Source organism: Mesorhizobium huakuii (genome assembly GCF_030160235.1).
Lineage (GTDB): Bacteria > Pseudomonadota > Alphaproteobacteria > Rhizobiales > Rhizobiaceae > Mesorhizobium > Mesorhizobium huakuii.
In genome coordinates this window covers 35913-61749 of record NZ_BSNY01000047.1, presented here as the reverse complement: position 1 = coordinate 61749, position 25837 = coordinate 35913, and the positions used below count along the sequence as shown (strand labels likewise).

The 25837-nt window shown below is 64.9% G+C and carries 20 protein-coding genes; 11 read left to right on the top strand and 9 right to left on the bottom strand.

Annotation, left to right across the window (positions count from 1 at the left end; all coding sequences use genetic code 11):
• Positions 1 to 42: 42 nt before the first annotated feature.
• Entirely contained in the window at positions 43 to 1725 is a 1683-nt protein-coding gene (locus tag QQK95_RS22480) for a hydantoinase B/oxoprolinase family protein (RefSeq protein ID WP_284277045.1), read from the bottom strand.
• 16 nt (positions 1726 to 1741) lie between these two features.
• On the bottom strand, positions 1742 to 3826 hold the full coding sequence (locus QQK95_RS22475) for a hydantoinase/oxoprolinase family protein (protein ID WP_284276605.1): 2085 nt from the start codon (positions 3824 to 3826) through the stop codon (positions 1742 to 1744).
• A 220-nt stretch (positions 3827 to 4046) separates the two neighbouring features.
• On the opposite strand from QQK95_RS22475, the gene QQK95_RS22470 reads away from it, so the two are divergent.
• From QQK95_RS22470 to QQK95_RS22450, 5 genes are all read left to right on the top strand, one after another.
• On the top strand, positions 4047 to 4874 hold the full coding sequence (locus QQK95_RS22470; protein ID WP_284276604.1) for a ferredoxin--NADP reductase: 828 nt from the start codon (positions 4047 to 4049) through the stop codon (positions 4872 to 4874).
• A 188-nt stretch (positions 4875 to 5062) separates the two neighbouring features.
• On the top strand, positions 5063 to 6109 hold the full coding sequence (gene deoC, locus QQK95_RS22465; protein WP_284276603.1) for a deoxyribose-phosphate aldolase: 1047 nt from the start codon (positions 5063 to 5065) through the stop codon (positions 6107 to 6109).
• 66 nt (positions 6110 to 6175) lie between these two features.
• A complete protein-coding gene (locus QQK95_RS22460) occupies positions 6176 to 8548 on the top strand; it encodes an aldehyde dehydrogenase family protein (RefSeq protein WP_284276602.1) in 2373 nt (790 codons plus the stop codon).
• Between the two features lie 182 nt (positions 8549 to 8730).
• Positions 8731 to 9462, top strand: coding sequence for an SDR family oxidoreductase (locus QQK95_RS22455; RefSeq protein WP_284276601.1), 732 nt, complete (start codon positions 8731 to 8733; stop codon positions 9460 to 9462).
• Positions 9463 to 9679: 217 nt separating this feature from the next.
• Complete coding sequence (locus tag QQK95_RS22450; protein ID WP_284276600.1) at positions 9680 to 10525, top strand: fumarylacetoacetate hydrolase family protein; 846 nt, start codon at positions 9680 to 9682, stop codon at positions 10523 to 10525.
• A 55-nt stretch (positions 10526 to 10580) separates the two neighbouring features.
• Here the strand turns inward: QQK95_RS22450 and QQK95_RS22445 are convergent, their stop codons facing one another.
• From QQK95_RS22445 to QQK95_RS22420, 6 genes are all read right to left on the bottom strand, one after another.
• Positions 10581 to 11579 (bottom strand): ABC transporter ATP-binding protein, encoded by a 999-nt coding sequence (locus QQK95_RS22445; protein ID WP_284276599.1) that lies wholly within the window; start codon positions 11577 to 11579, stop codon positions 10581 to 10583.
• Between the two features lie 16 nt (positions 11580 to 11595).
• Positions 11596 to 12657, bottom strand: coding sequence for a Gfo/Idh/MocA family protein (locus QQK95_RS22440; RefSeq protein WP_284276598.1), 1062 nt, complete (start codon positions 12655 to 12657; stop codon positions 11596 to 11598).
• Positions 12654 to 13493, bottom strand: a complete 840-nt coding sequence (locus QQK95_RS22435; RefSeq protein ID WP_095083652.1) for a carbohydrate ABC transporter permease — start codon at positions 13491 to 13493, stop codon at positions 12654 to 12656. The genes QQK95_RS22440 and QQK95_RS22435 overlap by 4 nt, the downstream gene beginning before the upstream one ends.
• Positions 13494 to 13502: 9 nt before the next feature.
• Entirely contained in the window at positions 13503 to 14432 is a 930-nt protein-coding gene (locus tag QQK95_RS22430; protein ID WP_284276597.1) for a carbohydrate ABC transporter permease, read from the bottom strand.
• A 254-nt stretch (positions 14433 to 14686) separates the two neighbouring features.
• On the bottom strand, positions 14687 to 15946 hold the full coding sequence (locus QQK95_RS22425; RefSeq protein WP_143974041.1) for an ABC transporter substrate-binding protein: 1260 nt from the start codon (positions 15944 to 15946) through the stop codon (positions 14687 to 14689).
• A 117-nt stretch (positions 15947 to 16063) separates the two neighbouring features.
• Positions 16064 to 16993 (bottom strand): N-acetylmuramic acid 6-phosphate etherase, encoded by a 930-nt coding sequence (locus QQK95_RS22420; protein WP_284276595.1) that lies wholly within the window; start codon positions 16991 to 16993, stop codon positions 16064 to 16066.
• 198 nt (positions 16994 to 17191) lie between these two features.
• Here QQK95_RS22420 and QQK95_RS22415 point away from each other — a divergent pair, with 198 nt between their 5' ends.
• The 6 genes from QQK95_RS22415 (at position 17192) to QQK95_RS22390 (ending at position 24302) form a co-directional block, all read left to right on the top strand.
• Positions 17192 to 18073 carry a glucosamine kinase nucleotide-binding domain-containing protein gene (locus QQK95_RS22415; RefSeq protein WP_284276594.1) on the top strand — a complete coding sequence of 294 codons (882 nt, stop codon included), beginning with the start codon at positions 17192 to 17194 and terminating at the stop codon, positions 18071 to 18073.
• Positions 18070 to 18852, top strand: coding sequence for a GntR family transcriptional regulator (locus QQK95_RS22410; protein WP_284276593.1), 783 nt, complete (start codon positions 18070 to 18072; stop codon positions 18850 to 18852). Before QQK95_RS22415 ends, QQK95_RS22410 begins: the two co-directional genes overlap by 4 nt.
• Complete coding sequence (locus tag QQK95_RS22405) at positions 18849 to 19877, top strand: SIS domain-containing protein (protein ID WP_284276592.1); 1029 nt, start codon at positions 18849 to 18851, stop codon at positions 19875 to 19877. The genes QQK95_RS22410 and QQK95_RS22405 overlap by 4 nt, the downstream gene beginning before the upstream one ends.
• Positions 19874 to 21046 (top strand): N-acetylglucosamine-6-phosphate deacetylase, encoded by a 1173-nt coding sequence (gene nagA, locus QQK95_RS22400; RefSeq protein ID WP_284276591.1) that lies wholly within the window; start codon positions 19874 to 19876, stop codon positions 21044 to 21046. Before QQK95_RS22405 ends, nagA begins: the two co-directional genes overlap by 4 nt.
• Before the next feature lie 10 nt (positions 21047 to 21056).
• The gene (locus tag QQK95_RS22395) at positions 21057 to 22169 is read left to right on the top strand and encodes an NAD(P)/FAD-dependent oxidoreductase (protein ID WP_284276590.1); all 1113 of its coding nucleotides are present in this window, start codon (positions 21057 to 21059) and stop codon (positions 22167 to 22169) included.
• Positions 22170 to 22244: 75 nt separating this feature from the next.
• Complete coding sequence (locus QQK95_RS22390) at positions 22245 to 24302, top strand: ABC transporter ATP-binding protein/permease (RefSeq protein ID WP_284276589.1); 2058 nt, start codon at positions 22245 to 22247, stop codon at positions 24300 to 24302.
• Here QQK95_RS22390 and QQK95_RS22385 read toward each other — a convergent pair.
• On the bottom strand, positions 24299 to 25813 hold the full coding sequence (locus tag QQK95_RS22385) for a malonate--CoA ligase (RefSeq protein WP_284276588.1): 1515 nt from the start codon (positions 25811 to 25813) through the stop codon (positions 24299 to 24301). The two genes, QQK95_RS22390 and QQK95_RS22385, sit on opposite strands and share 4 nt — an antisense overlap.
• Positions 25814 to 25837 lie beyond the last annotated feature (24 nt).

Genomic DNA, 25837 nt, shown 5'->3' with positions numbered 1-25837 from the left:
CAGGGGACTGTTGGAGGCCCCGGGCACCGCATATGAAGGTCGTCAGGCCCCGAAAAGGTTCCTGGCTTGCTCTTCCGTATAGTAACCAAGCCTGACGTCCTCGGCGACCAATTCCGGATCACGCTCGCGCGGATCGCCATAGCCGCCACCGCCCGGCGTGCCGACGCGCACGCGGTCGCCGGCTTTCAGCGGGATATCCTGCTCCTTGGACAGATGCGGCGGCACATGCGCCACGCCGTCACGGAAGACGGTCACGCTGTTTGGCTCGCCGTCCTTGCCGCCAAGCGCGCCTTGCGGGCCGAAGCGGCCGTGATCCATGACGAAGGAGGCCCGCGCGTCGCCGCGCAGGATCTCGACCTCATAGGCGAGGCCGAAACCGCCGCGGTGCTTGCCGGCGCCGCCCGAACCTTCGCGCAAGGCGTAGTGGCGGTAGAGCACCGGAAAAGCTTGCTCCATGATCTCGACCGGCGGCGATTTGGAGATGCCGATGGTCGAGCAGCCATTGGTCAGGCCGTCATGGCCTGAATTGCCGCCATAGCCGCCACCGGAGATCTGATACATCACATAATCGCGGCCGCGCGCCGGGTCGTTGCCACCGAGCGCGAAATTGCCGCTGGAGCCGGCGGGCGCCGCCGTCACCTTGTCGGGCAGCGCCTGCACCATGGCCGCGAACACAGCCTCGGCGATGCGCTGCGAGACCTCCGCCGCGCAGCCGGACACGGGGCGCGGATATTTGGCGTCGAGGAAGGTGCCCTCCGGACGCTTGACGATCAACGGTTCGAAAGCGCCGGCGCTGATCGGCACATCCGGGAAGATGTGGCGCATGGCGAGATAGACCGAGGACAAGGTCGTCGCCAGCACGCTGTTCATCGGCCCGGCGCAGGGTTTTGAAGAACCGGCAAAATCGAAGGTCAGCGTGTCGCCTTGTTTCTCCACCGCAAGCGCGATGGTCAGCGGCTCGTTGACCACCCCGTCGGAATCGACAAAGGCCTTGGAATGGTACGTGCCGTCGGGAATCGCCGCGATGTTGGCGCGCATCTGCTCGGCGGCGCGGCGGCGCAGTTCAGCGATTGCCTCGACAACCGTTTCGTCACCGTAACGATCCAGGATTCCATTGAGCCTATCCTGGCCGATCAGCAGCGCGGCCGCCTGCGCCCTGATGTCGCCAATGCGCTGGTCGGCGACCCGGATGTTGGAGCAGATGATGGCGTAGATCTCGGGATCGAGCACGCCCTTCTTGAACAGTTTGACGGGCGGCAGCCGCAAACCTTCCTGCTCCACGGCTGTCGCGGACGCGGAAAACCCGCCCGGCACCGAGCCGCCAATGTCGGGCCAATGGCCGGTGTTGGACAGCCAGCAGAAGATTTTCCCATCGCGGTAGACCGGCATGGCGAAGCGCACATCCATCAGATGCGTGCCGCCGAGATAGGGGTCGTTGACGATGTAGATGTCGCCGGGTTCTGGGGCTAGGCAACGCCCATCGGCGATCATCTCTATCACCGTCTTCGTCGAATATTGCATGACGCCGACGAACACCGGCAGGCCCTGCGACCCTTGCGCGATCAGCGAGCCGTCGACGGCGGAATAGATGCCGTCGGAACGGTCATTGGCCTCGGCGATCACAGGCGAGAAGGCAGCACGGGAAAAGGTCAGGTCCATCTCGTCGCAGACCTGCTGCAACGCCGCCTGGAGAACCGAAAGCGTGATGGCGTCAAGCTTTGCCATATCAATGTCGGGCATGTCAGGCCTCGCCAATGTCGATGATGATGTTGCCGTCGGCATCGCAGCAGGCGCGGTCGCCGGGTTCGAGCACGGTGGTGGCGTCCATCTGTTCGAGGATTGCCGGCCCGTCGATGACGGCATCGAGCGGCAGTTTTTCGCGTGCGTATACCGGCGTGTCGTGCCACTGGCCCGCATACCAGACCGGCCGGATCTCACGCCGCGCCTCGTCGAGTGTCGTGGCGCGCCCGGCCGGGTCGATCAGGCGAGACAGGTCGATCGCCGGCCGCACGCCCGTGACCGAGGTGTTGAGGTTAACGAGGTTGGCGCGGATTTCCGGCAGCTCGACCTTGAAGCGGGCGAAATAGGCCTTTTCGAACAGGGCCTGCAGCTCCTGCCGTGTCACTGTGGAAGACGGCAGCGGCACGTTGATGATGTGGGTCTGGCCAACGAACTGCATGTCGGCGGAGTGGGTGACGCGGATCGTCTCCGGCTTCACCGCTTCCTTGGCGATCAGCTCCTCGCCTTCGTTTCGGTGCCGTTCCAATACTTGATGAAGCTGGATTTCGTCGAGCACCGCGACCGGCTGGTTGATGGTGTTGACGAAGTCATGACGCAGGTCGGCGACGACGCAGCCGAGCGCGTTGGTGATGCCGGGACGCGCCGGCACCAGCACGCGGGGCAGGCCGAGTTCGCGCGCCAATGCCGTTGCATGCAGCGGCCCGGCGCCGCCGAAGGCGAACAGCGCGAAATCGCGGGGATCGTGGCCGCGCGACACCGAGACCATGCGGATGGCGCCGGCCATCTTCATGTTGCCGAGCCGCAGCACCGCGCCCGCAGCCTCGACGCCCGACAGGCCGGTGGCCTTGCCGATCCTGTCCTCGAAAATGCCGGTGACGCTCTCCACGGTGACCGGATTTTCGACGGCCAGCAATTTCTTCGGCGCCAACCGGCCGAGCACCAGATTGGCATCGGTGATGGTCGGCTCCAGGCCGCCACGGCCGTAGCAGATCGGGCCGGGATTGGCGCCCGCACTTTCCGGGCCGATCTGGATCAGGCCGGCCGCGTCGACACGGGCGATCGAGCCGCCGCCGGCGCCGACCGTGTGCACCGCGACCATCGGCACATGGATCGGCATGGCATACTCGATCTCGATCTCGTTGGAGACCGCCGGCTCGGCGTTGCGGATCAGCGCCACGTCGGTCGAGGTGCCGCCCATGTCGTAGGTCACAAGGTTTTCGAAGCCGGCGCGCTTGCCCGTATAGGCGGCGGCGATGACGCCGGAGGCCGGGCCGGACATGACGGTCTTGGCCGATTCACGTGTGACGAAGCGGGCCGAGATCATGCCGCCATTGCCGTTCATGATCAGGAAGTCGCGGGCATAGCCCTTTGCCGCCAATTCCTTGCGCAGCCGCTCGACATAGCGCTCGAGGATCGGCTGCACCGAGGCGTTGACGGAAGCCGTCACCCCACGCTCGAATTCGCGGGCTTCCGACAGCAGCGCATGGCCCGTGGTGATGTAGCCGTTCGGCCAAAGCTCCGCGGCGATCTCGGCGGCGCGCCGCTCGTGCAACGGGTTAGCGTAGGAATGCAGGAAATGGATGACGAGGGATTCGCAGCCGGCCGCGATCAGCGCCTTCACCGCATCGCGCATTTCGGCCTCGTCGAGCGGCGTGCGCACCGCGCCGGACGCCTCGACGCGCTCCGACACTTCGAGCCTGAGATTGCGCGGGATGACGGGAACGAAGGTGCCGGTCATGCCATAGGGTTGCGGCCGGGTGCGCCGGCCAAGCTCGATCACGTCGCGAAAGCCGCGCGTGGTGATCATGCCGGTCCTGGCCAGACGGCGCTCCAGCACGGCATTGGTGGTGGTGGTCGTGCCGTGCACGATGAGGTCGATGCCGTCGATGGCAAATCCGGTGGCGCCAAGTGCCGAAACCACGCCGAAGGCCTGGTTGTCGACCGTCGTCGGGGTCTTGGCGATATGCACCTTGCCGCCGTGCCTGCCGTCGATCAGAAGCAGGTCGGTAAAGGTCCCGCCGACATCGATGCCGGCCACGACGCTGCCCAGGGAATCCGGCGGCTGCACCGAAAAATTCTCTTTCATTGTCGAAACCCGAAATGCTGGGACTACGGATATGGCACAGTTTGGAAAGGTGTTTCGCGACGGTATCTTGACGCAAATATCGTTTGTATACTAATAAATTCCGGACACAAGAGCTTACCGCTTTGGAGTGTGCGAGCAGCACGCCGGGACCTGAACGGTCCGGGCGAGCAGGTGAAAGTTTGGCGCCCGCGTCCCCGGCTGGGCCAGAAAGTTGGATTTGATGAACACCACGTCCGCCTTCAACACCGCCGGCGCCCGCCCGCTGCAGTTTCCGATTCCGGCCAATGTCTATGCCGAAACCGTCGTCTCGGTGAAGCACTACACCGACCGGTTGTTCTCGTTCCGCATCACCCGTCCGCAGTCGCTGCGCTTCCGCTCCGGCGAGTTCGTGATGATCGGCCTGCCCAATGCCGAGAAGCCGGTGTTCCGCGCCTATTCGGTGGCGAGCCCGGCCTGGGACGAAGAGCTGGAATTCTTCTCGATCAAGGTGCCGGACGGCCCGCTGACCTCGGAACTGCAGAAGATCCAGGTCGGCGACACCGTCATCATGCGCCAGAAGTCGACCGGCACGCTGGTGGTCGACGCACTGACCCCAGCCAAGCGGCTGTTCATGATCTCGACCGGCACCGGCATCGCGCCCTTCGCCAGCCTGCTGCGCGACCCCGACACCTATGAAAAATTCGACCAGCTGATCCTGACCCATACCTGCCGCGACAATGCCGAGCTGACCTACGGCCAGGAACTGGTGGCGGCGCTGGAGAACGACCCGCTGATCGGCGAACTGACCACCGGCCGCGTCACGCTCTACAATTCGACGACCCGCGAAGAATCGGCCCGCATGGGCCGCATCACCGCCCTGATCGGCTCGGGCAAGTTCTACGCCGACCTCGGCATCGAGAAGCTCAATCCGGAAACGGACCGCATCATGATCTGCGGCTCGATGCATATGCTCAAGGACGTCAAGGAGCTCGCCGAAAGCCTCGGCTTCCAGGAAGGCTCGCTCAGCCATCCCGCGACCTTCGTCGTCGAGCGCGCCTTCGTCGGCTGAGCCGGAGGCCGACACCTCAAACCTGCATTTTGACCATGCGGTCAAAAACTAGCTGCTTTTGCGGCCTTTTTCAGCTATCCCTCGCTTGAGGACTCGTGAAGCACGACTTCACGGGCTATCTTTGTTCGCGACGGAAAAACGACGCGCACCAAGACATAAGCGCAAGTCGCTGAATGAAAGGGCAGGAGATGAGCAGCACAATCCGCGAAGCCGACATTGGCACCAAGGTGACGCCGCTGCCGGCCCGCGCCGCCGCCAACACCCCGGCACCGCTGGACCATCGCATTGCGCGCAATCCCGGCATGAAACTCGACCTCGGCTTCATGGAATCGGTGCGCAGCGTCAACCGCTCGGCGCTGGAACGGCGCGTCGCCAGCCTGACCAAGCGGCGCTCGATCAAGGCCGACAACCAGGCGGCCTGGCTGCTGCGCGCCGTCGCCTGCATGGATCTGACGACGCTGAACTCCAATGACACGGAGGAGCGCGTGCGCCGGCTCTGCGCCAAGGCGATCAACCCGTTCCGCCGCGACATCGTCGAGGGCCTCGGCATTGCGGGCGAAACCATCCGTCCGGCGGCGGTCTGCGTCTACCATCCCTTCGTCGCCACGGCCGTCGATGCCGTGCGCGGCACCGGCATTCACGTTGCCGCCGTTTCCACCGCCTTTCCGCACGGCCTGGCACCGCTGTCGACCCGGCTGCAGGAAATCGAGGCCTCGGTGCGCGACGGCGCCGACGAGATCGACGTCGTCATCCCGCGCGGGCTGGTGTTCGGCGCCAAGTGGCGGGAGCTCTACAACGAGATCGTCTCGATGCGTGCCGCCTGCGGCGATGCGCATCTGAAGGTCATTCTCGGCACCGGCGACCTCGCCACTTTGCGCAATGTCATGCTGGCCTCGATGGTGGCGATGATGGCGGGCGCCGATTTCATCAAGACTTCGACCGGCAAGGAAAGCGTCAATGCGACGCTGCCCGTCGGGTTGGCCATGGTGCGCGCCATCAGGGCGTATTTCGAGGAGACCGGCTATCTCATCGGCTTCAAGCCGGCCGGCGGCATTTCCACCGCAAAAGCCTCGCTCGACTGGCTGGTGCTGATGAAGGAAGAACTCGGCCGGCCATGGCTGGAGCCAGAGCTGTTCCGCTTCGGCGCGTCGAGCCTTTTGACCGACATCGAGCGGCAGCTCGAGCACCATCTGACCGGGCACTATTCGGCCAATCACCGCCACGCAATGGCTTGAGCACCCACCCCGATCGGCCTGGCCGGTCGACCCTTCCCGCGAAGGGAAGGGTAAAGGAGGCACCCCATGAATATTCTCGACCGCTATCACGCCATGGAGTACGGCCCGGCGCCGGAAGCCCGCAACGAGGCCGATGCGTGGCTTGCCGCGCGCGATTTCGGCAAGGCGCTGTTCATCGACGGCGGCTGGAAAGCCGCTTCCGGCGGCAAGACCTTCGACACCAGCGAGCCGTCTTCCGGCAAGCTGCTGGCCAAGGTCTCCGACGCCAGTGCGGCCGATATCGACGCGGCGGTTGCGGCCGCCACCAAGGCGCTGCCGAAATGGAGCGCCAGTTCAGGCTACGCCAGGGCAAAGGTGCTCTACGCCATCGGTCGTGCCATGCAGCGGCATCAGCGCCTGTTCGCGGTGCTTGAGTCCATCGACAACGGCAAGCCGATCCGCGAAAGCCGCGACATCGACGTGCCGCTGGCGATCCGTCACTTCATCCATCACGCCGGCTGGGCGCAGGCGCTGGACAGGGATTTTCCCGGCCACAAGAGCGTCGGCGTCGTCGGCCAGATCATCCCGTGGAATTTCCCGCTGCTGATGCTGGCCTGGAAGATCGCGCCGGCACTGGCCGCCGGCTGCACGGTGGTGCTGAAGCCTGCCGAGTTCACGCCGCTGACCGCCATCCTGTTCGCCGAGATCTGCGAACGTGCCGGCGTGCCTAAGGGCGTCGTCAACATCGTGCAAGGCGGACCGGAAGCGGGCGCGGCCATCGTCAACCATCCCGGCATCCAGAAGATCGCCTTCACCGGCTCGTCCGAAGTGGGCAAGATCATCCGCAAGGCCACAGCCGGCTCGGGCAAGAAACTGTCGCTGGAGCTCGGCGGCAAATCGGCCTTCATCGTCTTCGAGGATGCCGATCTCGACAGCGCCGTGGAAGGCCTGGTCGACGGTATCTGGTTCAACCAGGGCCAGGTCTGCTGCGCCGGCTCGCGGCTCATGGTGCAGGAAGGCATTGCCGAGGCCCTGATCGCCAAGGTCAAGACGCGGATGAGCCGGCTGCGCGTCGGCAGTCCGCTCGACAAGAACACCGATATCGGCCCGTTGGTCGACCTGACCCAGCTCGACCGCGTCAAGGGCCTGGTCGCCGAAGGCGCGAAGCAGGGCGCCGTCTGCTGGCAGCCGGATGCCGTGCTGCCATCCTCCGGCTATTACCATCTGCCGACGCTCGCCACCGGCGTTTCGCCGGCTAATATCCTGGCGCAGGAAGAGGTTTTCGGACCGGTGCTGGCGACCATGACCTTCCGCAACACCGAGGAAGCGATCGAGCTTGCCAACAACACGCGCTACGGCCTTGCGGCGAGCGTGTGGAGCGAGAACGTCAACCTCGCGCTCCATGTCGCGCCGCAGCTGAAGGCCGGCGTCGTCTGGATCAACGGCACCAACATGTTCGACGCCGCCTGCGGTTTTGGCGGCTACCGCGAAAGCGGCTTCGGGCGTGAAGGCGGGCGTGAAGGCATGTTCGAATATCTCACGGCAAAGCTGCCGCTCGGCCCGGTCATCAAGCCGGCGGTGATTTCGGCGCAGCCCGTCGAGCAAGTTGATGGCGCGGCCATCGACCGCACCGCTAAACTGTTCATCGGCGGCAAACAGGTGCGGCCGGACGGCAATTATTCGCTGGCTGTCGCCACCGCCAAGGGAAAGCTCGCCGGTGAAGTCGGCTTCGGCAACCGCAAGGATATCCGAGACGCCGTTTCCGCCGCCCGCGCCTGCAGAGGCTGGCCTGAAGCCACCGCCTATAACCGCTCCCAGGTGCTTTATTACCTGGCCGAGAACCTTTCCGGCCGCGCCGGCGAGTTTGCCGCCCGTCTCAGCGAGCTAACCGGCGCCAACGCCAAGGCCGCGCGGGAAGAAGTGGAGCAGTCAATCGAACGTCTGTTCCTCTATGCGGGTCTTGCCGACAAGTTCGAGGGGCGCGTGCACCAGCCGCCGGCCCGCGCGGTGACGCTGGCGCTGCATGAGCCGGTCGGCGTCGTCGGCATCGTCGCGCCGGATGCTTCACCGCTGCTCGGCCTGATCTCGCTGGTCGCTCCGGCGCTGGCCATGGGCAACACCGTCGTCGCGGTGCCTTCGGAGCGTTATCCGCTGCTCGCCACCGACCTCTATCAGGTGATCGAATATTCCGACGTTCCGGCCGGCGCCATCAACATCGTCACCGGCCGCAGCGCCGAACTTGCCGGCGTGCTGGCCAAGCATGACGATGTCGACGGGCTCTGGGTGTTCGCCGATGCCGAGACCTGCGCCAAGGTGGAAGCCGAGTCCATCGGCAACCTCAAGCGCGTCTGGAGCGGCAATGGCCGCGGCCTCGACTGGGCATCCGACGAGGCGGCCGGCGATGCCTTCCTGCGCCGCGCCGTCGAGGTGAAGAATGTCTGGGTGCCTTACGGCGATTGACATTTCCGGCCTGTCGCAATGGTGATCGTGTTCGGGCTTGACGCCCGGACACATGTTCTTTAACGAGAAAAAACATCTTTATCAGTGAACTGGGACAGGCTGCACGATAGCGCCTGGCTGGCACATGACGCCGTCGCCAGCCGCCGATAAAGGCAGTTGACCCAAGCAGGCGAGGAAAAGATATGGCGGATCTGGCAGGCAAGGTCGTTGTCATCACGGCGGCGGCGCAAGGCATCGGCAAGGCGAGCGCGCTGGCCTTCGCCAAGACTGGAGCCACCGTCCACGCCACCGACATCAACGAGACGCTTCTCGCCGAACTCGCCAAGACGCCCGGGATCAAGACCCGCAAGCTGGATGTGCTCAACGACGAGGCGGTCAACGCCGCCTTCGCCGAGATCGGCCGCGTTGACGTGCTGTTCAACTGCGCCGGCTTCGTTCATTCCGGCTCGATCCTGGAGATGAAGGATGGCGATCTCGATTTCGCCTTCAACCTCAATGTCCGCGCCATGATCCGCACCATCCGCGCCGTGCTGCCCGCCATGCTGGAGCGCGGCGACGGATCGATCGTCAACATGTCTTCGGTCGCCGGCGCCGGCAAAGGCGTGCCGAACCGCTTTGCCTATGGCGTCACCAAGGCCGCTGTCATCGGCCTGACCAAGGCGATTGCCGCCGACTATGTCGGCAAGGGCATACGCTGCAACGCCATCTGCCCCGGCACGGTCGAGAGCCCGTCGCTGCAGGACCGCATGCATGCGCAAGGCGACTACGAAGCCGCCCGCGCCGCCTTCATCGCCCGCCAGCCTATGGGCAGGCTCGGCACGCCGGAGGAAATCGCCGATCTCGCCGTCTACCTGGCCGGCGCGACCTATACGTCCGGGCAGGCCTATAATATCGACGGCGGCTGGTCGATCTGACCGCAGAGATCAGGCGCCGACAGGAAGATCGGATCCGCCCCAAGGTTTGCCGTGGATCGGGTAGTCTGAAAATCCCGCGCGCCGGCCCGCCCGACAGCTGTCCGCGCTTGCCCGGGATGAGGTCGATGGGTACGGTCCGCCCGGCTCCTCGGGGAGCCATCGCCCCGGCGGAGAGTTTACAAAAGGCCGCGAGGCCGCAACCAGGAGAAGGATTTAGATGAAACTGCTGCGCTATGGCGAGGTGGGGAGCGAACGTCCCGGCCTGCTCGATGCGGATGGAACGATCCGCGATCTCTCCGCCCATGTCGCCGACATTGCCGGCACCACGCTTCATCCGGCCTCGCTGGAGATGCTGGGCAAGCTCGATCCGAAGTCGCTGCCGGTGGTTCCCGGCAAGCCTCGCCTCGGCGCCTGCGTCGCCGGCACCGGCAAGTTCATCTGCATCGGCCTCAACTACTCCGACCACGCCGCCGAAACCGGCGCCACCGTGCCGCCGGAGCCGATCATCTTCATGAAGGCAAGCTCGGCCATTGTCGGTCCGGACGATGACGTGCTGATCCCGCGCGGCTCCGAGAAGACCGACTGGGAGGTCGAGCTCGCCGTGGTCATCGGCAAGACGGCAAAGTATGTCAGCGAAGCCGATGCGCTGGATTATGTCGCCGGCTATGCCGTTGCGCATGACGTATCCGAGCGCGCCTTCCAGGCCGAGCGTCAGGGCCAGTGGACCAAGGGCAAGAGCTGCGACACGTTCGGCCCGACCGGCCCGTGGCTGGTGACCAAGGATGAGATCGCCGACCCGCAGAACCTGAAGATGTGGCTGACCGTCAACGGCAAGACCATGCAGAACGGCTCGACCAAGACCATGGTCTACGGCGTCAAATATCTGGTTTCCTACCTCAGCCAGTTCATGTCGCTGCATCCCGGCGACATCATCTCCACAGGCACGCCGCCCGGCGTTGGCCTCGGCATGAAGCCGCCGGTGTTCCTCAAGGCTGGCGACGTGGTGGAACTGGGTATCGAGGGCCTGGGCCAGCAGAAGCAGACGTTCAAGGCCGACGTGTAGATGCGCCGACTTGCCTTCTCCCCTTGTGGGAGAAGGCAAGAAGCGTTGGCACCGACTACTTCAGCACCTTCCCATCCGCGCCAAACCGATAGGTCTTCGCCGGATCCGGCGTCGCATAGAGCGTCGCGCCGGGCTCGGCGTCATAGACACCGAAAATCCGCACCGTGATCAGCCCCGCCTTCTCGCAGTCGAGATAAAGATTGGTGTCGGCGCCGAGATGCTCGGCATGCACCACCGTGCCCTTCCAACTGCCTGACTTCGGATCAACGGTCAGATGCTCCGGCCGCACGCCGATGGTCTTGGCCGTCTCGCCGAGACGGGCACCGTCGATGAAGTTCATCTTCGGCGAACCGATGAAGCCGGCGACGAATTCGTTTGCCGGTGAATTGTAGAGCTCCATCGGGCCGCCGATCTGCTCGATCCGGCCGGCATTGAGCACCACGATCTTGTCGGCCAGCGTCATCGCCTCGACCTGGTCGTGGGTGACGTAGATCATCGTTGCCTTCAGCCGGCGGTGCAGTTGCGCGATCTCCAGCCGGGTGTTGACGCGAAGTGCCGCGTCGAGGTTCGACAAGGGCTCGTCGAAGAGGAACAGCTTTGGCTCGCGTACCACGGCGCGGCCGATGGCGACGCGCTGGCGCTGGCCGCCGGAGAGTTCGGCCGGCCGCCTCTCGAGATAGGGCTCCAGCGACAGCATGGAGGAGGCGATGCCGATGCGGCGATCGATCTCCGGGGCGGGCGTGCCGGCCTGTTTCAGGCCGAGGCCCATATTGTTCTTCACCGTCAGATGCGGATAGAGCGCATAGGTCTGGAACACCATGGCGATGCCGCGCTTGGCCGGTGGCGTGACGGAGACATCCTGACCGTCGATGACCACGCGGCCCGAGGTCGAATCCTCCAGCCCGGCGATGACCCTGAGCAAGGTCGACTTGCCGCAGCCAGACGGGCCGACGAAGACGACGAATTCGCCATCCGTCACTTCGAGGTTGATGCCCTTGAGCACCTCGACCGGCCCGAAGGCCTTCTTCACATTCTCGATCTTCAGCGAGCCCACAATATTGTTCCTAGCTTTAGAGTTTGACGGCTGCGCCGATGCGCACGCTCTCGTCGGCGGCAAGGCAGACGGCGAGCGATTTGACCGCGTCGTCCATGTGTTTGGTGAGATCCAGATCCTCGCGGATCGCCTTCAGCACGAAGGCCTGTTCGAGATCGCAGAGGTCCTGGTGGCCGGGCTCGCCGGCCATGGACAGCATTTCGTCCGCCTTGACGAACTTGCCGTCCGGGCCGGTTTCAGCGCTGTGCAGGCGGATGGTCGAGGTCTTGGTGTGGGTGTCGATGTCATCCGACCTCACACCTTCCTTCATGACGATCGACACACAGCCATTCGGCGAGATGACGTCCTTCACGAAGAAGGCGGTTTCGGAAATCATCGGCCCCCAGCCGGCTTCATACCAACCGACCGAACCGTCATCGAACAACACCTGCAGGTGGCCGTAATTGTACATCGTCGGCGCAACCTCCTGCGTCAGCCGCACGCCCATGCCGCGCACCTCGACCGGCCTGGCATCAGTGACCTGCAGCATGACGTCGAGATAGTGCACGCCGCAGTCGACGATCGGCGACGTCGTCTGCATCAGCTGCTTGTGCGTCTCCCAGGTGGGACCCGAGGATTGCTGGTTGAGATTCATGCGGAAGACATAAGGGCCGCCTAGCTTGCGCGCCTCGGCGATCAGCCGGATCCAGGACGGGTGATGGCGCAAGATATAGCCGATCACCAGTTTCCTGCCGTTGGCCTTGGCGGCCGCGACGACGCGCTTGGCATCGGCCACCGTCGTTGCCAGCGGCTTTTCGACAAAGACGTGGCAGCCGGCCTCGAACGCCCTGACCGCGTAGTCGGCATGGCTGTCGGAATAGGTGGCGATGCAGGCCACGTCGGGCTTTTCCTCGCGCAGCGCCTCGTCGAAGGAGCGCCTGATGCCATAGGCCGACAGGCCTTCCTGCAGCGGCACGTCGGAACGGTTGATGAGCGCTGCGATCTCGAAGCCAGGATTGGTGTGATAGGCCAGCGCATGGCTGCGGCCCATATTGCCGAGTCCGGCGACGACGACGCGAAGAGGCTTTTGCGAACTCACTTGACGGCTCCGGAAGTAATGCCGCGGATCAGCTGCCGCGAGAAGATGACGTAGAGGATCAGCACCGGCATGATCGCCAGCGAGAGCGCGGCCAGGATGGCGTTCCAGTTGGTGACGAACTGGCCGAGGAAGAGCTGCGCGCCGAGCGTCACCGTCTTGGTCTCCTCCGACGGCGCCAGGATCAGCGGGAACCACAGATCGTTCCAGATCGGGATCATGGTGAAGACGGCGACCGTCGCCATCGACGGCCGCACCAGCGGCAGCACCAGCCGGAAGAATATGGTGTATTCCGACAGGCCGTCGATGCGGCCGGCATTCTTCAGATCGTCGGACACCTGCTTCATGAATTCCGACAGGATGAAGATGGCGAGCGGCAGGCCTTGCGCGGTGTAGACCAGGATCAGCGCCGTCAGCGTGTTGACCAGCCCGCTCGCCACCATCAATTGCAGGATGGCGACGGTGCCCAGCCGGATCGGAATCATGATGCCGAGCGCGAGGTAGAGCCCCATCAGCGAATTGCCGCGGAAGCGGTATTCCGACAGCGCGAAGGCCGCCATGGCGCCGAACAGCAGCACGAAGAACAGCGAGGCGACGGTGACGACGAGGCTGTTCTGGAAATAATGGATGAAATCGCCCTGCCCGATGACGGTGGTGTAGCCGATCAGGTCGAAGGTCTTCGGCGTTGGCGGCGTAAGCGGCGCGCCGAAGATGCCTGCGCGCGACTTGAACGAGTTCATGATGACCAGGATCACCGGAAACAGCGCGATAGCCGTATAGGTCAACAGGATCGCGTGGGCGCCGATGGTGCGGGGCAGCGAACGGGTGGCGGTGCTCATCTCTGGCCCTCAGAACTGGTAGCGACGCAGGCGCGTCTGGACGAGGAAGAGGTAGACGCAGACGCCGCCGAGGATGATCAGGAACATCATCGTGGCGATCGCGGCACCCATATTGGGATCGCCGACCTGCAGCTGGAAGCCGAAGAAGGCGCGGTAGAGGAAGGTGCCGAGAATGTCGGTCGAATAGTTCGGCCCGGCGAGCGCGCCTTGCGCGGTGTAGATCAGGTCGAAGGCGTTGAAATTGCCGACGAAGGTGAGGATCGAGATGATGCCGATCGACGGCAGGATCAACGGCAGCTTGATCTTCCAGAACTGCGACAGGCCGGTAATGCCGTCGCATTCGGCGGCCTCGATCACCTCCTCGGGAATCGACAGCAGGGCGGCGTAGATCAGCATCATCGGGATACCGACGAACTGCCACACCGAGATCAGGCTGAGCGCGGTGAGCGCGTATTCTTCCTTGCCGAGCCAGGGCGTGAACAGGCTTTTCAGGCCGACCAGGTCCATCATATGCGGCGCCACGCCCCACAGCGGCGACAGGATCAGCTTCCAGGCGAAGCCGACGATGACGAAGGACAGGATGGTCGGCACGAAGATCGCCGTGCGGTAGAAGGCCGCGAATCTAAGCCTCGGGCTGGACAGGAGGGCGGCCAGCATGACGCCGATCGGGTTCTGCACCAGCATGTGGATGATGAAGAACCAGACGTTGTTCCTGAGCGCATTCCAGAAGTTCACCGACCAGTTGGGGTCGCCGAACAGGGTGCGGAAATTGTCCAGGCCAACAAAGACCTGGTGCTGCTCGATATTGCGGAACAGCGACAGCTGCAGCGTACCGGCAAGCGGCAGGATCATGATCGCCGTATAGACGAGCACGGCCGGCGCCAGGAAGATGGCGATGTGCCAGCGGAACGGTCTTTTCGGTCGGATATCTGCGGCCATGCGTTCGGTCCCCGCCGTCTCTCGGTTCCAAAGGGTGTCAATGCCAGATGATGCCTCGATGCACGGCCCAGACATCCTTGCCCGGTGCGGCAAGAACAAAGGCCTGCGACTGATCAGCTAGCCTTCCCCAAGACGAGCAAGGGTAAGGCCGCGAGGCGGTGCCGACAATCGCTATCTGAACGGGTGCACTTCCGAAAATCAGGGTATCCGGAACCGGCCAGGAATGCGCCCGGCCGGCTCCGTCGCCTGAGCTCTTACTTCGCCGGCTTGTACCAGCTGTCGAGACCGGTCTGCAGCTTCTTGGCCGCGGCTTCCGGCGTGTCGGTGCCGTTGATGACGTTGGCCGACTCAACCCAGGTCTCGTTTTCGAGGTTCGGCGTGCCGCGCGACAGGATCTGGTAGGTCGAGCGGATCGTCGACTTGCACTTGCCGCGCCAGGAGACGAATTCCTGCGCCAGCGGGTCCGCCATCTTCACCGGCGAGGAGTTCAGGCTGAAGAAGCCCGGCAGCGCGTTGGCGTAGATGGTGGCGAAATCCGGCGAGGCCACCCAGGACAGGAAGGTCTTGGCCGCGTCGGCATGCTTGGAGGCTGCATTCAGGCCCATGCCGATATCGGTATGGTCGGAGATGTAGCAGGTGTCGCCGGCCTTCTCGACCGGCGGCGGGAAGGCGCCCATCTTGAACTGCGCCTGGGTGTTGAAAAGGCCGATTTCCCATGAGCCGGCCGGGTAGATGGCGGCGCGGCCGAGCGTGAACAGGTTCTGGCTGTCCGGATAGGTCTGCGCCTCGAAGCCGTCGCCGAGGTAAGGCTTCCACTTGGCCAGCTCCTCATAGGGCGCGACCCAGTCCTTGTCGGTCAGCTTCTGCGTGCCCTTGATCAGCGCCGCGCGGCCGTCCTCGCCCTTCCAGTAGTTGGGGCCGATGTTCTGGTAGCCCATGGTCGCGGCTTCCCAGAGATCCTTGGTGCCCATCGCCATCGGGATGTAGGTGCCATCGGCCTTGATCTTGTCGAGCGCGGCGAAGAACTCGTCGCGGGTCGTCGGCACCTTGATGCCGAGCTTGTCGAAGGCGTCCTTGTTGTAGATGAATCCGTGGATGACGGACGCCATCGGCACGCAGAAGCTCGCCTTGCCGTCATCGGTCTGCCAGGCGGACTTGGCGACGGGCGAGAAGTTTTCCATGCCGGGCAGCGCCGAGAGATCGGCGAGGTTGCCCTTCTTGTAGAGTTCAAGCGACTTGTCGAAGGGGCGGCAGGTGATCAGGTCGCCCGCCGAGCCGGCGGCGAGCTTGGCGCCGAGGGCTGCGTCATATTCGGTCGGTGCCGATGGCGCGAACACCACCTTGATGCCGGGATTCTTGGCTTCGAAGGCCGGGATCAGCTTGTCCTTCCAGATGGCAAGGTCGTCGCCGCGCCAGCTTTCGATGTTGAGCGTTACGTCCTCGGCGTGAGCCAACCCGGCCGAGCCGAGAATGCTGGTGCCCAGAAGCAGTGCCGTCAGTAATTTCGTTGTCATGCTCAGTCTCCCTGTTGACCTTTTTCAGGTTCGGTTTTGATGAGAACAGGGGCTTTCGACCCCTTGCTCCCCTCGCAAGCCCGTTTCACCTCGATGGAAATCGGGATGAAACAGGCCCTACTTCCTTGTTCGAGCGTGATCCTTTCCGGGATCATGCTCCAGCGCGGAAAGGGCCGGCCGCAGCTTCTGGCCGGTCTCTTCCAGTATCTTGCGCGCCGCATCGGCGCTGTCGGCGCCGGCGGCGAGCAGAATGGCGGTCTTGACCGCGCCGCCGCTCTTCTCGAGCAGCCGGGCGGCTTCGTCCCTGTCGCGCCCGCTGATGGCGGCGATGATGCGCGCGGCGCGGTCGCGCAGCTTGATGTTGTCGGCCATGAGATTGACCATGTAGCCGTCATGGACATGGCCGAGATGGACGGCGGTCAGCGTCGACAGCATGTTGAGCGCGATCTTCTGCGCGGTGCCGGCGCCCATGCGCGTCGAGCCGGCGATCACTTCCGGCGGCGTCTCGAGCAGGATGGCGGTTTCGGCCTGTCGCAGCAGGGCCGAGTCCCGATTGTTGGCGATACCGATGGTGGCCGCACCCCGGCTGGCGGCTTCCTCGATGGCGCGCACCGCATAGGGCGTGGTGCCGCTGGCGGAAAGGGCGATCAGGCAATCGCCGGCGCCGATGCCGGCCTTGGCGACCGCCGCCGCGGCCTCCTCCGTATCATCCTCAGGACCGCCGGCCAGCGTCTTAAACGCCTCGTCGCCGCCGGCGATCAGGATGGCGATGCGATCGCGCGGGATACCGAAAGTGCCGGGAAGCTCCAAAGCGTCGGCCAGCGCCATCAGGCCGGAACTGCCGGCCGCTGCATAGGCAAGCTTGCCGCCGCCATTCAACCGGCCGGCGATGATCTCGGCTGCCTTGGCGATGGCGGGGATGGCGTTGCGGACGGCCTTGGCGGCTTCGATCTGCGCATCGGCCAGCGAAACAAGGATGGCTTCCGGAGCCTGGATATCCAGCCCCTCGGCATTCCTGTGAAGCGCTTCGGTGCGCGTTTCAGCCATCCGTGTTCCTCCAATACCAGAACAATACCAAAAAAATACCACTTGTCCACATGCATTAACGAAATCGCGGACAGGAAATCGATGAGCCGGCGAAATGTGTAGGATTTTCAATAAAATACGGCTTAATCTTTTTGAAACGGAAATTAATCCTTGGCTATTGGTATTTTATTGGTATTATCCGTCCGGAGGAGAAATCGCGTGAAATTCGTGCTCGGTATAGATGGCGGCGGCACCAGCTGCAGGGCCGCCCTGGCAACGGTTGAAGGTTCGGTCATCGGCCGTGCCAAAAGCGGCGCCGCCAACATCCGCACCGACCTCACCGGGGCGCGGTCGAATATTGTCGATGCCGCGCGGCAGGCTTTCATTGCCGCCGGGCAGGATCCCGAGCTGATCCCGCAGACACCGGCCATTCTCGGCCTTGCCGGCGCCAATGTCGGCACCTACCGGCAGCAGCTCGAGGCGATCCTGCCGTTCAGCATCAGCCGCGTCGAGACCGACGCCGAGATCGCGCTCGAAGGGGCCGTCGGCTCCGGTGACGGCGCCATGGCCATCCTCGGCACCGGCACCGCCTATATGGCGCGCAAGGACGGCAAATCGCGCGCCATCGGCGGCTGGGGTTTCCAGGTCGGCGACCAGGGCAGCGGCGCCCGCATCGGCCGCGACCTCCTGGAGCAGACCTTGCTTGCCCATGACGGTGTGCGCGCGGCTTCGCCGCTGACCGACGCCATGATGGCCATCTTCCGCAACAATCCCGAGGATGTGGTCGAATTCACCACCAATGCCAAGCCCGGCGATTTCGGCGGCTTCGCGCCGAAAGTCTTCGAGCACGCGCAAAAGGGCGATGCCGTCGCCAACTGGATCGTCGACAAGGCGGTCGGCGATGTCGAGGCCTCGCTCGGCGCGCTCGGCCTTTCGGACGACGCACCGCTTTGCCTGCTCGGCGGGCTGGCGCCGCTTTATGCGCCGCGCCTGTCCGCCCGCTACCGCGCACTGCTCAAGCCTCCGCTCGACGACGCGCTGGGCGGCGCGGTGCAGATGGCGGCGCGTCTGTTCGCCAAACCGGTGGAGGCGGCGCGATGAGCGACGCCGCCGACCAGATCTTTGCCACGCTGAAGCAATCCGCGCAAAGCGGCGCGCCGCTCTATCTGCAGCTGCGCAAGAGCATCGAGGACGCCGTCAACCGCGGCCTGATCGGCCCGGGCGACGCGCTGCCTTCCGAGCGCGACATCGCCACCAAGGCCGACATTTCGCGCGTCACCGTGCGCAAGGCGGTGCAGGACCTGGTCAAGGGCGGCATCCTCGTGCAGCGCCATGGCTCCGGCACTTTCGTGGCGCCGCGCATGGAGCGCGTCGAGCAATCGCTGTCGCGGCTGACCTCGTTCACCGAGGACATGGCGCGGCGCGGCATGGCGGTGCGTTCGGCATGGCTCGACCGCGGCCTTTATGCGCCCTCGCCCGACGAGATGATGGTGCTCGGCCTGTCGTCGAGCGAGCTGGTGGCGCGCGTGGCGCGCCTGCGCATTGCCAACGACACGCCGCTGGCGATCGAACGCGCCTCGCTGTCGGCCAGCGTGCTGCCCGACCCGGCGGGGATAGGCTCCTCGCTCTATGCCGCGCTGGAATTGACCGGCAACCGGCCAGTGCGGGCGGTGCAGCGCATCTCGGCCGCCAACCTCGGCGACAGCGATGCGCAGCTGCTCGAGGTGCCGCCGGGCATCGCCGGCCTGCACATCGAACGCATCTCCTATCTGGCGAGCGGCAAGGTGATCGAGTTCACCCGCTCCATCTACCGGGGCGACGCCTATGATTTCGTCGCCGAACTGCGGCTGACAGGGCCGAGCGAAGAGGGCCGACCATGATTTCCACCCATATGCAACGCGAGATCGAGGAAATCCCTGAAGCCGTCGCCCGCCTGCTCGACGGCTCCGGCGCCGTGCTCGCCGAAGCCGGGCGCGGCATCAAGGAACGCGACCCGCATTTCGTCGTCACCGTGGCGCGCGGCTCGTCCGACCATGCGGCGACCTTCATGAAATATGCCGTGGAGCTGACCGCGGGCCTTGCCGTCGCCTCGGTCGGTCCGTCCATCGCCTCGATCTATGGCCGCAGGCTGAGGCTCGACGGCTCGGCGTGTCTCGCGATCTCGCAGTCGGGCAAGAGCCCCGACATCGTCGCCATGGCCGAAACCGCACGCGCCGGCGGAGCGCTGACCATCGCCGTCACCAACACCGCCGACTCACCGCTGGCGCGCGCCTCGGACTATGCGATCGACATTCTTGCCGGGCCCGAGCGCAGCGTCGCGGCGACCAAGACCTTCGTCAATTCCGCCGTCGCCGGTCTCGCCCTGATGGCGCATTCCACAGGCGACGAAGCGCTTCTGGCAGCGCTGGCCCGCCTGCCCGAGCATTTCGGCAAGGCGATCGCCTGCGACTGGATGAGCGTGCTCTCCGAAACCATCGAGAAGCAGAAATCGCTGTTCATCCTTGGCCGTGGCCCGTCGGCGGCGATGGCCAACGAGGCGGCGCTGAAGTTCAAGGAGACCTGCGGCATGCATGCCGAGGCCTATAGCGCGGCCGAAGTCATGCATGGCCCGCTGGCGCTGATCGGCCCGGACTTTCCGGTGCTGGCGCTGGCCGCGCGCGATGCGTCCGAACCATCCATCACTGAGGCGGCCGACGGGCTGGCGGCCAAGGGGGCGCCGGTGTTCGTCACATCGGCGCTTGCCAACCGCGCCACGCGCCTGCCGCATGTCGCCACCGGTCACCCGCTGACCGATCCGCTGACGCTGATCGTCTCCTTCTACGTGTTCGTCGAGGCCTTCGCGCGCCATCGCGGCCTCGATCCGGACACGCCGCGCAATCTTCGCAAGGTGACGGAGACCGTATGAGCGACCGTTTTGCCCTGACTGGCGCCCGCATTTTCGACGGCGACGACTGGCATGAAGGCGCCGCACTCGTCGTGCGGGATGGCCTGGTCGAGGCGATCGTGCCCTCTGGCGCCATCCCCAGCGATATCCGCGCCGTCGACACCGGCGGCGGTATGCTGGTGCCGGGCTTCGTCGACATCCAGGTCAATGGCGGCGGCGGCGTCATGCTCAACGACCACCCCGATGTCGCCTCGATCGAAACCATATGCCGGGCGCATGCGCCGTTCGGCACGACGGCGCTGCTGCCGACGCTGATCACCGACACGCCGGAGATCACCGCTTCCGCCATCGCCGCCGGCGAGGCCGCCGCCCGGCAGAAGGTGCCGGGCTTCCTCGGCCTGCATCTCGAAGGCCCGCACCTGTCGATCGCGCGCAAGGGCGCGCATGACCCGGCGCTGATCCGGCCGATGACGGACGCCGACCAGGCAATGCTGATCGCGGCACGGCCGAAGCTGCCGGTGCTGCTCACCACGATCGCGCCGGAATCCGTTGATCCGTCCCGTGTTGCCGCCTTGGCCAAGGCCGGCATCATCGTCAGCCTCGGCCATTCCGATACGGGCTACGCCACGGCAAAAGCCTTCGCCGGGGCCGGTGCCGGCGTGGTCACGCATCTGTTCAATGCCATGAGCCAGATCGGCAACCGCGAGCCTGGCCTCGTCGGTGCCGCCATCAACATCGGCACTTTGTCCGCCGGATTGATCGCCGACGGCATCCATGTCCATCCGGCAACCATCAGGATCGCGCTCGACGCCAAACAGGGGCCGGGCAAGATCGTGCTGGTCACCGACGCGATGGCGACGATCGGCACCGACATGACCTCGTTCACGCTCAACGGCCGCACCATCTACCGCAAGGACGGGAGTCTGCGGCTTGCCGACGGTACGCTGGCCGGCGCCGATCTCGACATGATCTCGGCTGTCCGGTTCATGCACAATGTCGTCGGCGTCGATCTGTCCGAGGCCCTGCGCATGGCCTCGCTCTATCCGGCGCAGGCGATCGGCCAGTCGCACCGGCTTGGCCGCCTCGCCAACGGCACGGCGGCGGATGTCGTTGCGCTGTCTGACGATCTTGGCATAGGAAGCGTCTGGATCGGTGGCGAGAAGGTGTTCGAGGCCGCCGCTTCCCGCTGAAGGCGAGGCCATGCAGACAATCGATTGTGTCGTCGCCGGAGCGGGCGTCGTCGGGCTTGCCGTCGCCAGGGCGCTTGCCGTGTCGGGCCGCGAGGTGGTGGTGGTCGAGCAGGCGGACGCGATCGGCACCGTCACCAGTTCACGCCATTCCGAAGTCATCCATGCCGGCATCTATTATGCGCCGGGAAGCCTGAAGGCCAGGCTCTGTGTCGAGGGGCGCCAGCGTCTCTACGCCTACTGCGCCGAGCACGACATCGCCCATAAGCGTGCCGGCAAGCTGATCGTCGCCAGCGAGCCTGGCCAGGTCGATGGATTGCGCAAGATCGAGGCCAATGCGCGACGCTGCGGGGTCGACGATCTCGAGCTTCTGAGGCAAAGCGAGGCCGAAAGCCTCGAGCCGGCCCTGACATGCGCCGGCGCGCTGCTGTCGCCATCGACGGGCATTATCGACAGCCATGCGCTGATGCTGTCGCTGCGCGGCGAGGCCGAAGCCGCCGGTGCGTCCTTTGCTTTCCTGACCACCGTTGCCGGCGCGACGATCGAGGCCGACGGGATGCGGATCGACACGCGCGATGCCGATGGCGGGACCTTCACCCTGGAGGCTGGCGCTTTCATCAATGCCGCGGGCCTCGAGGCGCAGGCCCTGGCCGGCCGGATCGACGGTTTCCCAAGGGATTTCATCCCCCGGCAATGGCTGGCGCGCGGAAACTATTTCGCGCTTCCGGGCCGGTCGCCCTTTTCGCGACTGATCTATCCGGTTCCGGTCGAAGGTGGCCTCGGCGTCCATCTGACGCTCGACCTCGGCGGCAATGCGCGCTTCGGGCCCGATGTCGAATGGATCGACCAGGTGGACTACACGGTCGATCCCGGCCGAAGCGCCGTCTTCTACGAAACGATCCGGCGCTATTGGCCCGACCTTGCCGACGGCGCCCTGCAGCCGGCCTATGCCGGCGTCAGGCCGAAACTGTCAGGCCCCGGCCAGCCGGCCGCCGATTTCATCATCCAGGGCCCGGCCGATCATGGCGCCGGGCGGATCGTCAATCTGTTCGGCATTGAGAGTCCCGGCCTGACGGCAAGCCTGGCCATCGCCGACCATGTCGTCGCGTTGCTGTACCCGCAATGATGGCGCTGCCGGGAAATTCGCCGTCTCGAGCGGCCGCCGTGAAACCTTTTGATTTCGAGGTCGTTGTCGGAGCGTATGTCCGAGGCGAAACCCAGATCGAAACCGGCCGACGGCATCAAACCGCGCGGCGCCCCCAAGTCGCAAAGGCAAAAGCCGCGTGGCGAGCACGCGCGCGAAAAGAAGCCAAGCGACAAGAAGGCATCGACCATCGAAGCGGCCGCGCCCGGGATTGTCGGGGAAGCCCCGCCACCGGAAGCCGTTGAACCCGATCCCGAGCTGACGCCCGAGCAGGCTGAGCAGGCGCGCAAGAAATACCTGCTGAAACGGTTCTGGATCAGCGGGCGCGGTTATTGGGGGCGGCACGGCGACAGGCTCGGCTGGCCATTGACGATCGGGCTGCTGATCCTGATCGGCATCAATGTCGGCTTCCAATACGGGATCAATGTCTGGAACCGCTCGATTTTCGACGCCATCGAGAAGCGCGACGCACACACCGTCTATTTTCTCAGCGCGGTCTTCGTGCCGCTCGTAATCGGCAGCATGAGCCTTGTTGTCGCGCAGGTCTACCTGCGCATGACGATGCAGCGCCGCTGGCGATCCTGGCTGACCACCTCGGTGATAGCGCGCTGGCTCGCCAATGGCCGCTACTATCAGCTGAATCTCGTGCAAGGCGACCACCAGAACCCCGAGGCCCGCCTCTCGGAAGATCTGCGGGTGGCCACCGAGGCGCCCGTCGACTTCGTCGCCGGCGTGATTGTCGCCACCCTGTCGGCCTCGACCTTCATCGTGGTGCTGTGGACCATAGGCGGGGCCTTGAGCTTCAACCTGGGAGGCTCGACCTTCACCGTACCCGGCTTCCTCGTCGTCACGGCGGTCATCTATGCCGCGATCACCTCCACGTCGATGTTCGTCATCGGCCGCGATTTCGTGCGGCTGTCCGAAGAGAAGAACCAGGCGGAAGCCGAATTCCGCTACGTGCTGACACGCGTGCGTGAGAACGGCGAGAGCATCGCCTTGCTGGGCGGCGAGGAGGAGGAACGCAGCGGTATCGACAAAACCTTTGCCGGCGTGCTGAAACGCTGGGCGCAACTGACGGGCCAGCACATGCGCACGGCCTTGGTGTCGCAGGGCTCGAGCCTGTTCGCGCCGGTCGTGCCGGTGCTGCTGTGCGCGCCCAAATTCCTCGAAGGCTCGATGTCCCTCGGCCAGGTCATGCAGGCGGCCTCCGCCTTCGCCATCGTGCAAGGCTCTTTCGGCTGGCTGGTCGACAATTATCCGCGCCTCGCCGACTGGAACGCCTCCGCACGCCGCATCGCCTCACTGATGATGTCGCTCGACGGGCTGGAGCGCGCCGAGCAGAGCGACGAGCTCGGGCGCATCCAGCACGGCGAGACCAAGAGCGACACGATGCTCTCCCTCGACAATCTCTGCGTGACGCTCGACGACGGCACGTCCATGGTCAAGGAAACCGAAGTCGCGGTCGAAGCGGGCGAGAGGGTGCTGGTTTCGGGCGAATCCGGCTCGGGCAAATCAACGCTGGTGCGAGCGGTCGCCGGCCTGTGGCCATGGGGAAGCGGAAGCGTCAATTTCCATCCCGACAAGCGGCTGTTCATGCTGCCGCAGCGGCCCTACATCCCTTCGGGCACGCTGCGCCGGGTGGTCGCCTACCCCGCTGCCGCCAACAATTGGAAGCTCGAGCAGATCAAGGCAGTCCTCGACAAGGTCGGTCTCGGCCACCTCGCCAGCCGGATCAAGGAGGAAGCACCCTGGGACCAGATGCTGTCGGGCGGCGAAAAGCAGCGTGTCGCCTTCGCACGGCTTTTGCTGCATCGCCCCGACATCGTCGTGCTGGACGAGGCGACGTCGGCGCTGGACGAGAAGAGCCAGGACCAGATGATGGAAATGGTGATCCGCGAACTGCCCGAGGTCACCATCGTCAGCGTGGCGCATCGCGCTGAACTGGAAGCCTTCCACACCCGCAAGATCACGCTGGAGCGGCGCAAGGGCGGCGCGAAACTGGTCGGGGATATCGAGCTCGTGCCGCGCAAGCGCAAACGCGGCCTGTTCACGCGCGCCCTGTGGGGCTCCGGCACCAGGATCAACAAGCCGCGCAAGACACAGAATGGCAGTTAGGACGCGTAAAGATCCTTATAGGCTTCGCGCAGAAGATTCTTCTGGACCTTGCCCATCGTGTTGCGCGGCAATTCGTCGACGAAGATCACCTGCTTCGGATGCTTGTACCTGGCCAGGCGCCCGGCGATGGCGCCGAGAATTTCGGCCCCGGTGATCGCTGCCCCCGGCGCCCGCACGACGACGGCGGTGACGCCTTCGCCGAAATCCGGATGGGCGACGCCGATGACGGCGCTTTCGCTCACTCCATCAAGCGCGTCGATCTCGCTCTCGAGTTCCTTCGGATAGATGTTGTAGCCGCCCGAAATGATCAGGTCCTTGCCGCGGCCGACGATGTGGACATAGCCGTCGGTGTCGACCATGCCGAGATCGCCGGTGATGAAGAAACCGTCGGCGCGGAATTCCGCCTTGGTCTTTTCCGGCATGCCCCAGTAGCCACCAAACACGTTCGGACCCTTGACCTCGATCATGCCGACCTCGCCTTGGGCCAGCGGCGTGCCCGTGTCGGGATCGGCGATGCGCAGCGACACGCCAGGCAAGGGGAAGCCGACCGTGCCGGCACGCCGTTCGCCCTCATAGGGGTTCGAGGTGTTCATGTTGGTCTCGGTCATGCCGTAGCGTTCGAGGATGGCGTGGCCGGTGCGCTCGCGCCAGGCCTTGTGCGTGTCGGCCAGCAGCGGCGCCGAACCGGACACGAACAGGCGGATAGTCTTCGTCGCCTGCCGGTCCAGTCCATCCTGCTGCAGCAGGCGCACATAAAAGGTCGGCACGCCCATCAGCGCGGTGGCGCGCGGCAGCAGCGCGACGATGCGGGCCGGATCGAATTTCTGCTCGAACAGCATCGAGGCGCCCGCCATCAGGACGACATTGGTGGCGACGAACAGGCCATGGGTGTGGAAGATCGGCAAAGCGTGGATCAGCACGTCGTCCGATGTGAAGCGCCATTGCTCGACCAGCACCCGCGCATTCGAGGCGAGGTTCTCGTGGCTGAGCATGGCGCCCTTCGAGCGGCCTGTCGTACCCGACGTGTAGAGGATTGCCGCGAGATCATCCGGCCCGCGCGCCACGTCGTGAAAATCCGACGGCAGACGCGAGGCCTGGTCCGCCAGCGATCCCCGGCCATTGCGGTCGAGCGTGACGACGACGGCGCCTGATGGTTCGACCATGCGCCCGATATCGGCCGCCCTTGCCGGATCGCAGACGATGACGCGCGGTGCTGCATCCCCGAAGAAATAGCCAAGCTCGGTCAGCGTGTAGGCGGTGTTGAGCGGCAGGAAGACGGCACCGGCGCGCACGCAGGCGAGATAGAGCAGCAGCGCCTCCGGGCTCTTCTCGACCTGCACGGCGACCCGGTCGCCGGGCTCGACATCCAACTGCAGCAGCGCATGCGCGAACTGTGCCGACCGGGCCAGCATGTCGCCGTAGCTCAGCGAGCGCCCGTCATCGGTTTCCATCAACAGATGCCCGGGCGCCGGCATCCGGGACCGGAACGCATCGAACAGATGATTGCTCATGAAGTCTTCCCGCAGTGACGGCAA

Coding starts and splice junctions, on each gene's coding strand:
- deoC (WP_284276603.1), top strand. CDS start 5,063: ATGAGCAGCACAATCCGCGAAGCCGACATTGGCACCAAGGTGACGCCG.
- QQK95_RS22470 (WP_284276604.1), top strand. CDS start 4,047: ATGAACACCACGTCCGCCTTCAACACCGCCGGCGCCCGCCCGCTGCAG.
- QQK95_RS22430 (WP_284276597.1), bottom strand. CDS start 14,432: ATGGCCGCAGATATCCGACCGAAAAGACCGTTCCGCTGGCACATCGCC.
- QQK95_RS22395 (WP_284276590.1), top strand. CDS start 21,057: ATGCAGACAATCGATTGTGTCGTCGCCGGAGCGGGCGTCGTCGGGCTT.
- QQK95_RS22480 (WP_284277045.1), bottom strand. CDS start 1,725: ATGGCAAAGCTTGACGCCATCACGCTTTCGGTTCTCCAGGCGGCGTTG.
- QQK95_RS22405 (WP_284276592.1), top strand. CDS start 18,849: ATGATTTCCACCCATATGCAACGCGAGATCGAGGAAATCCCTGAAGCC.
- QQK95_RS22455 (WP_284276601.1), top strand. CDS start 8,731: ATGGCGGATCTGGCAGGCAAGGTCGTTGTCATCACGGCGGCGGCGCAA.
- QQK95_RS22385 (WP_284276588.1), bottom strand. CDS start 25,813: ATGAGCAATCATCTGTTCGATGCGTTCCGGTCCCGGATGCCGGCGCCC.
- QQK95_RS22425 (WP_143974041.1), bottom strand. CDS start 15,946: ATGACAACGAAATTACTGACGGCACTGCTTCTGGGCACCAGCATTCTC.
- QQK95_RS22450 (WP_284276600.1), top strand. CDS start 9,680: ATGAAACTGCTGCGCTATGGCGAGGTGGGGAGCGAACGTCCCGGCCTG.
- QQK95_RS22475 (WP_284276605.1), bottom strand. CDS start 3,826: ATGAAAGAGAATTTTTCGGTGCAGCCGCCGGATTCCCTGGGCAGCGTC.
- QQK95_RS22435 (WP_095083652.1), bottom strand. CDS start 13,493: ATGAGCACCGCCACCCGTTCGCTGCCCCGCACCATCGGCGCCCACGCG.
- QQK95_RS22390 (WP_284276589.1), top strand. CDS start 22,245: ATGTCCGAGGCGAAACCCAGATCGAAACCGGCCGACGGCATCAAACCG.
- QQK95_RS22460 (WP_284276602.1), top strand. CDS start 6,176: ATGAATATTCTCGACCGCTATCACGCCATGGAGTACGGCCCGGCGCCG.
- QQK95_RS22410 (WP_284276593.1), top strand. CDS start 18,070: ATGAGCGACGCCGCCGACCAGATCTTTGCCACGCTGAAGCAATCCGCG.
- QQK95_RS22420 (WP_284276595.1), bottom strand. CDS start 16,993: ATGGCTGAAACGCGCACCGAAGCGCTTCACAGGAATGCCGAGGGGCTG.
- nagA (WP_284276591.1), top strand. CDS start 19,874: ATGAGCGACCGTTTTGCCCTGACTGGCGCCCGCATTTTCGACGGCGAC.